The organism is Streptomyces rectiviolaceus (genome assembly GCF_039533825.1).
Classification (GTDB): Bacteria; Actinomycetota; Actinomycetes; order Streptomycetales; family Streptomycetaceae; genus Streptomyces; species Streptomyces rectiviolaceus.
The window spans coordinates 22,232-30,707 of record NZ_BAAAUG010000086.1 but is presented as its reverse complement, the minus strand read 5'-3'; the positions used below and the strand labels follow the sequence as shown (position 1 = coordinate 30,707).

At 71.3% G+C, this 8,476-nt stretch carries 8 protein-coding genes; 6 read left to right on the top strand and 2 right to left on the bottom strand.

Annotated elements, in window-relative coordinates; all coding sequences use genetic code 11:
* From ABD378_RS24465 to ABD378_RS24440, 6 genes are all read left to right on the top strand, one after another.
* A partial coding sequence (locus ABD378_RS24465; RefSeq protein ID WP_344523743.1) for an SDR family NAD(P)-dependent oxidoreductase occupies positions 1 to 683 on the top strand: 683 nt, incomplete at its 5' end.
* 5 nt (positions 684 to 688) lie between these two features.
* A complete protein-coding gene (locus ABD378_RS24460) occupies positions 689 to 1,561 on the top strand; it encodes an amidohydrolase family protein (protein WP_344523788.1) in 873 nt (290 codons plus the stop codon).
* Between the two features lie 10 nt (positions 1,562 to 1,571).
* Positions 1,572 to 3,107 (top strand): acyl-CoA synthetase, encoded by a 1,536-nt coding sequence (locus tag ABD378_RS24455; RefSeq protein WP_344523741.1) that lies wholly within the window; start codon positions 1,572 to 1,574, stop codon positions 3,105 to 3,107.
* Positions 3,104 to 3,559 (top strand): MaoC family dehydratase, encoded by a 456-nt coding sequence (locus ABD378_RS24450; RefSeq protein ID WP_344523739.1) that lies wholly within the window; start codon positions 3,104 to 3,106, stop codon positions 3,557 to 3,559. The genes ABD378_RS24455 and ABD378_RS24450 overlap by 4 nt, the downstream gene beginning before the upstream one ends.
* Positions 3,560 to 3,653: 94 nt before the next feature.
* A complete protein-coding gene (locus ABD378_RS24445) occupies positions 3,654 to 4,994 on the top strand; it encodes an MFS transporter (protein WP_344523786.1) in 1,341 nt (446 codons plus the stop codon).
* Complete coding sequence (locus ABD378_RS24440) at positions 4,991 to 6,469, top strand: alpha/beta hydrolase family protein (protein ID WP_344523737.1); 1,479 nt, start codon at positions 4,991 to 4,993, stop codon at positions 6,467 to 6,469. The genes ABD378_RS24445 and ABD378_RS24440 overlap by 4 nt, the downstream gene beginning before the upstream one ends.
* On the opposite strand, the gene ABD378_RS24435 is transcribed toward ABD378_RS24440, so the two are convergent.
* Positions 6,451 to 7,098, bottom strand: a complete 648-nt coding sequence (locus tag ABD378_RS24435) for a response regulator transcription factor (protein ID WP_344523735.1) — start codon at positions 7,096 to 7,098, stop codon at positions 6,451 to 6,453. The genes ABD378_RS24440 and ABD378_RS24435 overlap by 19 nt on opposite strands.
* Complete coding sequence (locus tag ABD378_RS24430) at positions 7,083 to 8,342, bottom strand: sensor histidine kinase (RefSeq protein WP_344523733.1); 1,260 nt, start codon at positions 8,340 to 8,342, stop codon at positions 7,083 to 7,085. The genes ABD378_RS24435 and ABD378_RS24430 overlap by 16 nt, the downstream gene beginning before the upstream one ends.
* Between the last annotated feature and the right edge of the window lie 134 nt (positions 8,343 to 8,476).

Here is an 8,476-nt window from a genome sequence, read left to right as displayed (position 1 = left end):
CCGTCGAGGAGTTCGGGCGGCTCGACGCGATGGTGACCAACGCCGGGATCCTGCGTGACCGGGTGTTGTGGAAGATGACCGACGAGGATTTCGACGCGGTCGTCACCACCCACCTGCGGGGCACCTTCACCTGCGCACGCGCCGCCGCCGTACGCATGCGGGAGCAGGGCGAGGGCGGCAGCCTGATCCTGGTCGGCTCCCCCGCCGGGCAGCGCGGCAACTTCGGGCAGACCAACTACGCCGCCGCCAAGGCCGGGATCGCGGCCATGGTGCGTACGTGGTCGATGGAGCTTGCCAGGGCCGGCATCACCGTCAACGCGATCGTGCCGGTGGCCGCCACCGCGATGACGGAGACCATCCCCGCCTTCGCCCCGTACATCGAGGCCATGAAGGAGGGGCAGCCGCTGCCGGACTTCCTCCGCAAGGGCGAGGGGTTCGGCACGGCCGACGACTGCGCCGCGCTCGTCCCCTTCCTGGCCTCCGAATTCGCCCGCGACGTGACCGGCCAGTGCGTCGGCATCGGCGGCGACCGGCTCGCCCTGTGGTCGCATCCGCAGGAGGCCTCCGTGGCGTACGCGGACGGCGGCTGGACCCCGGAGACCATCGCCGCCGCCTGGCACACCTCCGTGGGCAGCGCCCCGGAGACGGTCGGCATCCCCGCCCCCAAGATCCCCGGGGCGTGAGGGAGTTGGACCTCTCCGAGCTCACCGCGATCGACGTCCACACGCACGCCGAGGTCTCATCGCAGGGGCACGCCTCGCTCGACGAGGACCTCGACGCCGCCTCCAGCGCCTACTTCAAGGTCGAGGGCCGCAAGCGCAAGCCCACCCTCCCGGAGATGGCCGCCTACTACCGCGAGCGCAAGATGGCCGCCGTCGTCTTCACGGTGGACGCCGAAGCCGCCACCGGCACCGCGCCCGTCCCCAACGAGGAGGTCGCCGAGGCCGCCGCCGCCCACCCCGACGTGCTGATCCCGTTCGCGTCCGTCGACCCGTTCCGCGGGAAGGCGGGCGTGCGGCAGGCCCGTCGCCTCGTGGAGGAGTACGGGGTCAAGGGCTTCAAGTTCCACCCCAGCATCCAGGGCTTCTTCCCCAACGACCGTTCTCTCGCCTACGCGTTGTACGAGGTCATCGAGGAGACCGGCTGCGTCGCCCTCTTCCACACCGGCCAGACCGGCATCGGCGCGGGCGTGCCCGGAGGCGGCGGGATCCGTCTGAAGTACTCGAATCCGATGCACGTCGACGACGTGGCCGCCGACTTCCCGCACCTGAAGATCATCCTCGCGCATCCGTCCTTCCCCTGGCAGGACGAGGCGCTCGCCGTCGCCACGCACAAGCCGGGCGTGCACATCGACCTGTCGGGGTGGTCGCCGAAGTACTTCCCGACCCAACTCGTGCACTACGCCAACACCTTGCTCAAGGACAAGGTGCTCTTCGGTTCCGACTTCCCCGTCCTCACGCCCGACCGCTGGCTCGCGGACTTCGCGAAGCTGGCGATCAAGGACGAGGTCCGCCCCAAGATCCTCAAGGAGAACGCCGCCCGTCTGCTCGGGCTCAAGTAGAGGGGGCGCCATGCGCAACGAAGGACTCGGCTCCTGGCCCGCGCGCCGGGCCCGCAAGACCCCGCACCGCACCGCCCTCACCCACGAGGGCCGCACCATCAGTTACGCCGCCCTGCACTCCCGCGTCCTGCGGCTCGCCCACGCGCTGCGTGCCCGAGGCGTCCGACGCGGGGACCGGATCGCCTACCTCGGGCCCAACCACCCGGCCTTCCTGGAGACCTTCTTCGCGGCAGGAACGCTCGGCGCGCTCTTCGTGCCGCTCAACACTCGCCTGTCCGTGCCCGAGATCGCGTACCAACTGGCCGACGCGGGCGCCCGCACGCTGGTCCACTCCCCCGCGCACGCCGCTGTCGCGCCGGAGCTGGGGCGGGCAGCACAGGTGGATCTCTTCGTCGAAGTGGGCGCGGACTACGAGGAGTTGATCGAAGGGTCCGTCGAGGATCCCCTGGACGAGGCGGTCGGCGGGGACGACGTGTGCCTCCTGATGTACACCTCCGGCACCACGGGCCGCCCCAAGGGCGCCATGCTCACCCACGCCAACCTCACCTGGAACGCCGTCAACGTCCTCGTCGACGCCGACCTCACCGCCGACACCGTCGCCCTGGTCTCCGCCCCGCTCTTCCATGCCGCGGCGCTCGGCATGCTCACCCTCCCCGTGCTCCTCAAGGGCGGCCACTGCGTGCTCGTCGAGTCCTTCGACCCGGCCGGGACCTTCGGCCTCGTCGAACAGCACGGCGTCAGCGCGATGTTCGGGGTGCCCACGATGTACGAGCGCCTCGCCCGCGAGCCGCGCTGGCGGTCGGCCGACCTGTCCTCGCTGCGGATCCTCATGTGCGGCGGGGCGCCTGTGCCCGCGCCGCTGATCGAGACGTACGCGGAGCGCGGGCTCGCGTTCCAGCAGGGGTACGGGATGACGGAGGCCGCGCCAGGCGCGCTCTACCTCGACGCCGAGCACGCGGCGCGCAAGGCGGGCTCGGCCGGGGTGCCGCACTTCTTCACCGACGTACGCGTCGTGCGCCCTGATCTCTCCCTTGCGGCCACCGGGGAGACCGGCGAGGTCCTCGTGCGCGGGCCCCATGTCATGACCGGCTACTGGCAGTTGCCGGAAGAGACCGCCACCGCCTTCGCCTACGGCTGGTTCCGCACCGGCGACGCGGCGCGGGTGGACGCCGACGGCTTCGTCACCATCGCCGACCGCCTCAAGGACATGATCATCTCCGGCGGCGAGAACATCTACCCGGCCGAGGTCGAGAGCGCGCTCCTCGCCCACCCCGACGTGGTGGAGTGCGCCGTCATCGGCGTGCCGGACGCCCGCTGGGGCGAAGTGCCGCGCGCCGTCGTCGTGCCGCGCGAGGGCGCGTCCCCCGCCCCGGACGAAGTACTGGGCTTCCTCGCCGGACGGCTGGCCAAATACAAGATCCCCAAGTCGGTGGTGTGTGTACGCGAACTGCCGCGCACCGCCTCCGGGAAGCTCCACAAGCCCACGCTGCGCCGCGACCACGGCGGCCCGCAGACACCCACCACCGAAGGAGAAGAATCCCAATGACCGTCACCGCCAACGGACTTGACGAGCTGCAGGCCCTCGCAGGCAGCGAGCTCGGCGTCACCGACTGGCTCGAGGTCGACCAGGACCGCATCGACACCTTCGCCACCGCGACCGACGACCACCAGTGGATCCACACCGACCCCGAGAAGGCCTCCCAGGGCCCCTTCGGGGCGCCGATCGCACACGGCTACCTCACCCTGTCCCTCTTCATCCCGCTCTTCACCGACCTCCTCGACGTCCAGGGCGTCACCACGAAGGTCAACTACGGCCTGGACAAGGTGCGTTTCCCCTCCCCCGTGAAGGCGGGCTCCCGGATACGCCTGCGCGCCACGCTCGCCTCCGTCGACGAGGTGCGCGGCGGGGTGCAGATCGCGGTCGACGGCACGGTCGAGATCGAGGGCGGCGACAAGCCCGCCTGTGTCCTGCGGAGCCTGTCCCGCTTCTACGCCTGAGGAGCCCGCCACCATGACGCACCCACCCGCCGGAAAGGCAAGCTCCGGGACCGGACCCGAGGAGGGCGAAACAGGATCCGCGCAACTGCGCCGCGTGGCCCTGTCCGGACTGCTCGGCACGGCGATCGAGTTCTACGACTTCCTCGTGTACGGCACCATCGCCGCGCTCGTCTTCGGCGACCTCTTCTTCCCCGATGCCGACCCGGCGGTAGGCACGGTGGCCGCCTTCGGCACGTTCGCAGCGGGCTATCTCGCCCGCCCCCTCGGCGGCATCGTCTTCGGCCACTTCGGCGACCGGCTCGGACGCAAGTCGATGATGCTCCTGACCATGGTCCTGATGGGCGCGGGCAGCTTCCTCATCGGCCTGCTTCCCACGTACGACGCCATCGGCGTCTGGGCGCCCATCCTCCTCGTCCTGCTCCGCGTCGTGCAGGGCATCGCGATCGGCGGCGAATGGGGCGGCGCCACGCTCATGGTCGCCGAACACGCGGGCGACCGGCCGCGCGGCCTGTGGACCAGCTTCACCCAACTCGGCGCCCCGCTGGGCATGGTGCTCTCCACCGGGGTCGTCACGTTGGTGAGCACTCTGCCCGACGACGACTTCCGCGCCTGGGGCTGGCGCGTGCCGTTCCTGCTCTCCTTTCTGCTGCTCGGCGCGGGCCTCTACATACGCCTCAAGGTCACCGAGAGCCCGCTCTTCGCCTCGCTCTCGCAGCGGCGGGAGCGTGCGCGGATGCCACTGCTCGAAGTCCTGCGTGCGCCGCGCCCGGTGCTGCTCGCCTCGGCGGTCGGCATCGGCCCGTTCACCGCGCAGGCACTGATGACGAGCTTCATGATCTCGTACGCCGTCGACGAGGGGTACACACGCCCGCAGGTGCTCACCGGGGTCACCGTCGCCTCCTGCGTGGCCCTTGTCGTGCTGCCGTGCGCGAACCTCCTCTCCGACCGCTTCGGGCGCCGTCCCCTGGTCCTTGCCGGGGCCCTGCTGTCCGCGGCCACCGCCTTCCCGGTCTTCGCGCTCGTGGACAGCCACCGGCCCGGTCTGCTGATCCTCGCCTGCGTGATCGGGCACGGGATCGCCCAGTCCGTGATGTACGGGCCGCTGGGCGCCCTGTTCAGCGAGATGTTCTCGACCCGGGTGCGCTACACCGGTGCCTCGCTCGGCTACCAGACCGCGACGCTGCTCGGCGCCGGTTTCTCGCCGCTGATCGCCAGCGGACTGCTCACCGCTTACGACTCCAGCGACGCCGTCGCCCTGCTGCTCACGGCAGGGGGCGTGATCACCGCGCTCGCCGTCTGGCGGGTCAAGGAGACCAACACCCGGGACCTCGCCGTTCCGGCCGCCCCGATCGCACCGGCAGCGTCCTCCGCATCGTCATCGTCCTCAGCGCCCTCAGCACCGTCAGCGCCCTCCGTACGAGGAGAATCGACATGACACGCACCGCCCAGCCTCGTATCGCCCGGCCTCGTATCGCCCAGCCTCGAATCGCCCGGCGACCCGCGGTCGGTCTCGCGGCCTTGCTGCTCCTCGTTGCGGCGGCCCCGGCCTCCGCCACGCCGTCCACCGCCCGCCACCTGGAAGGCACCCTCCCGTCCGGCGCCGCGTACGTGATCGACACCCCGGACGACTGGAACGGCACCGTCCTGCTCTTCAGCCACGGCTACCGCCCCGAGGGCGCGCCCAACCCGGCCGTGAACGCCCCCGACGAACCCACCAAGAAGCTGCTCCTGAAGGAGGGTTACGCGCTCGTCGGCTCCTCGTACGCGACCAGCGGCTGGTCCGTGGAGCAGGCGGTGCCCGATCAACTGGCCGCGCTCGACGCCTTCAGAGGGGAGGTCGGCGCGGCCCTGCGGACGCTCGCCTGGGGAGAGTCGCTCGGCGGTCTGATCACCACGACGATCGCCGAGCGCCATCCGGGACGCGTCGACGGCTCCCTGTCCATGTGCGGTCTCGTGCACGGCGGGGTCGCCAACTGGAACTCCACGCTGGACGCCACGTTCGCCCTCCGCACTCTCCTCGCGCCGGACTCAGGTGCCTCCGGCAACTCGGGTGCCTCAGGTGACTCGGGCATCCGGCTGACCGGCTTCAAGGACGCCGCCGACGCGGCCACTTCGGCCAAGCGGCTGGGCGAGCGACTGGGCACGGCGCAGAACACCGCGGACGGCCGTGCCCGCATCGCACTCGCCGCCGCGCTGCACAACATCCCGGGCTGGAACGACCCGGGCACGCCACGGCCCGCCCCGGACGACTACCCCGCCCAGCAGGCGAACCAGTACACGGCGGTACGCGGCCTGGTGGCGCAGCCCGGCTTCGCCTGGCGGGAGGAGGCCGAACGGCGCACGGGCGGCAACATGTCCTGGAACACGGGCGTCGACTACTCGGCGATGCTGGCCCGCTCCGCCCACCACAAGGAGGTCAAGGCCCTCTACAAGTCGGCCGGGCTGTCCCTCCGCAGCGACCTCCGCGACCTCGCCCGCGCGCCCCGCGTCAGCGCGGAACCGCGCGCGGTGCGCTACATGGCCGACCACGCCGCGCCCTCCGGCCGCCTGAGCAAGCCCCAGTTCGACATCCACACCACCGGCGACGCACTCGTACCCGTCCAGGTGGAGAACGCCTACCGGCGCGCGGTGACCGGGGCGGACCGCGCCCCGCTGCTGCGCCAGGCGTACACCGAGAACGCCGGACACTGCACCTTCAGCCCCGCCGAACAGCTCGCCGCCGTGCACACGATCACCTACCGGATCACGTCGGGCCACTGGGACGACACCTCACCGGACGCGCTCAACTCCCGCGCCCACCAGGCCGACCCGACCACCCCGGCCCGCTACGCGGCGTACCGACCCGGCCCGTACCCGCGTCCCTTCCAGGCACCGACGCAGGACATCACGCATCACGGATTGTTCAGATAGGCGAGGACGGCGAGGACGCGACGGTTGTTGTTGTCGTCATCGGTGATGCCGAGTTTGCCGAACAGGGAGGTGGTGTACTTGCTGATGGCGCTGTCGCTCAGAAAGAGCCGCCGGGCGACGGCCTGATTGGACAGCCCTTCGGCCATGAGGGCGAGCACGGAGTGTTCGCGTTCGGTGAGCCGTTCAAGTCGCCGGTTCGAGGTCCCGCTGGACAGCAGTTTCGCGATGACCGCCGGGTCCATGGCAGTTCCGCCGGCGGCCACGCGCTCCAGGGCGTCGATGAACTGATCGGCGTCGAACACGCTCTCCTTGAGGAAGTAGCCGATGCCACCGGCGCCGTCGGCCAACAGCTCGCGGGCATAGAGCTGTTCGACGTACTGGGAGAGGATCAGGACCGGCAGGCCGGGCAGTTCGCCGCGTGCGGAGAGCGCCGCCCGCAGGCCCTCGTCCGTCTGGGTCGGCGGCATGCGGACGTCGACGACGGCGACATCCGGGCGCCACTTCAGGAGCGCGTCGAGCGTCTCGGGTCCGGTGGCCGCCGTGGCCACGACTTGGTGTCCGCACGCCTCGATGAGGCGGACCATTCCGTCGCGCAGGAGGTAGAGGTCTTCGGCTACAACGATTCGCATGGCACCACTATTCTCACGCGGGTCGGCCCGCCTGCCGGACTGGTGATCTCCAGGGTGCCGTCGAAGGCCGCGAGGCGGCGGCGCAGTCCCTCAAGTCCGCCGCCCGGGCGCACGCTCGCCCCGCCCCGGCCGTCGTCCTCGACGTCGACGACGAGGTCGGCGCCGTCCCGCGCGACGGAGATCCGCGCCCGGGCCGCGTGGGCGTGCTTGACCGCGTTGGTCAGCAGTTCGGCGATGCCGAAGTACGCGGCGGACTCGATCGGCGGGTCGAGGCGCGGCTGGACATCGGCGCTGACCGCCGCTTCGAGCGGACTGTCCAGGGCGAGAGCGCGGACGGCATCGACAAGCCCTCGGTCGTTGAGCACCGGCGGGTTGATCCCCTTGACCAGTTCGCGGAGCTCGGTCAGTGACGAGGTGGCGCCGGCGCGCGCCTCCCTCATCAGCGCCTTGGCCTGGTCGGGGTCGGTCTCCATCAGCTTCTCCGCGGTCGCCAGCGAGAGCCCGAGCGCGACCAGGCGGGCCTGCGCCCCGTCGTGCAGGTCCCGCTCGATCCGGCGGATCTCGGCGGCCTGCGCGACCGTCGTGTCCGCGCGCTGGGCCGTCAGCTCGTCCACCCGGTCCGCGAGGACCATCGCGGGCGAGGCGCGCAGGAAGCGGGCGGCCACCGGCTCGACGGACCGCCATGCGTACGGAGCTACCGCGATGGCCACGACCAGGCCGAGCACCCCGACGAGGCGCGCGGAGAGCGGCGGTTGGCCGGACCCGATGACCGCCACCGCGACGCCGGCGGGCGGGATCGCCGCGATCACACCCGCGGTGAGCGGGGCGATCCCCGTGAAGCGCAGGTCGCGCCAGTTGGCAGGGTCGCTCCACCAGATCCGCCGGCGCTGGTCCATGAGGGCGTCACGGCGGGTGCGCTCGTAGGAGAAGCCGTTCCACCAGTACCCGGTGGACATCCGCACCACCGGATCCGCCTGCCGGTATCCGGCGGGAATGACGGTGGCCGTCCACTTGGCGACGAGAAGGCGGAACATCCGGCAGACCGGGCGGGACAGGGCGAGCGTGCCCACGCCTGCCAGCACGACCGGCGCCACCCACGACCACGGGTTCCCCGCCCCCCACCAGATCCCCAGCGCCACGGCGGCGGCCCACACCGCCGGGACCAGCATGCTGACGGCCACCACCACGCACGCCCGCACGAACCCCACGCAGGCACTCGCCGCCCACGACACGACCTGTCGCATGACCCTTCTTTCTGCTTCATGAACCCCGGCCGGTCCGGCTCGGTGCCTCCACTGTGCACGGCCCGGACCCCGATGCCTCCCAGGTCAGCCCAGAAGTGGGTCTAGCCCCACCCTCCTCTGTGTCCAGGCCCATA